Origin of the sequence: Rhodococcus sp. 05-2254-6, from assembly GCF_002258565.1 — a bacterium.
In the GTDB taxonomy this organism is placed as follows: Bacteria; Actinomycetota; Actinomycetes; order Mycobacteriales; family Mycobacteriaceae; genus Rhodococcoides.
The window spans coordinates 1-953 of sequence record NZ_NOZF01000098.1; the positions used below are offsets into that span (position 1 = coordinate 1).

Sequence of the window (953 nt, forward strand, 5' to 3'; positions counted from 1 at the left end):
GGTGAAAGTCCGTTGCGGAGCGGGCGGCATGCTCAGGGATGATCACCAAGCGGCCGCCGTGCAGCAGAGCGCCCCACATCTCCCACACCGACACATCGACGCAGTTGGCTCATTTGTTGGCTGGGCGTGGGGTGGGAGTAGAGGACGTTGTTGCACTGTTGCTGCCACGTTCGGAACACACTGTGATAGCCATACTTTCGGTGCTGAAGCTGGGTTCTGCTTACTTGCCGATCGACATCAACACCCCTGACGAGCGCCTGGCATTCGTTCTACAAGACGCTGCGCCGGCCGCGATTTTGACCACGGTGAGCCTCGCTGGTCGCGTCAGTAAGTCCGGGGTCCCACTGATAGATGTCGAGGATCCCAAGGTCGCTGAACAGCCGACGACGACGTTGCCGGTGCCGAATGCTGACCTCCTCGCGTACATCATCTACACCTCAGGAACGACAGGCACACCCAAAGGCGTCGGCATCACACAAACGAACGTCACCCAGACCTACGCAGCTTCGGAACATGCTTTCAAACATTCCCCAGATCAGGTGTGGTCGATGTTCCATTCGTACTCGTTCGATGTGTCGGTGTGGGAGATGTGGGGCGCTCTGCTGCACGGCGGCCGCTTGGTGATCATCCCTGAGCATGCCGCCCGCTCCGCAACGGACTTTCACCGAATCCTGGTAGACGAGCAGGTCACCACCGTCAACCAGACCCCGTCCGCACTCGAGATGCTCTCGCCCGAGGGAATAGATCAAGTAAGGACCATTTTTGTGGGGGGTGAGGCATGCTCGCCCGAACTTGTCGATCGGTGGGCTTCAGGCCGAGAAATGATCAATGGCTACGGGGAGACAGAGACGTTCTACGCCTCTATGAGTGCGCCCATGAAGCCTGGTCATGGAGCTCCTATCGGTACGCCGGTGCCGGGTGATGCGTTGTTTGTGTTGGATTCCGGTTTGCGG

The 953-nt window shown here is 59.1% G+C and carries 1 protein-coding gene; it reads left to right on the forward strand.

Features of this window, described 5'->3' with window-relative positions; genetic code table 11:
* Positions 1-38: 38 nt before the first annotated feature.
* Positions 39-953: AMP-binding protein (locus CH256_RS11845; protein ID WP_141214935.1), on the forward strand; the 915-nt coding region annotated here is incomplete at its 3' end.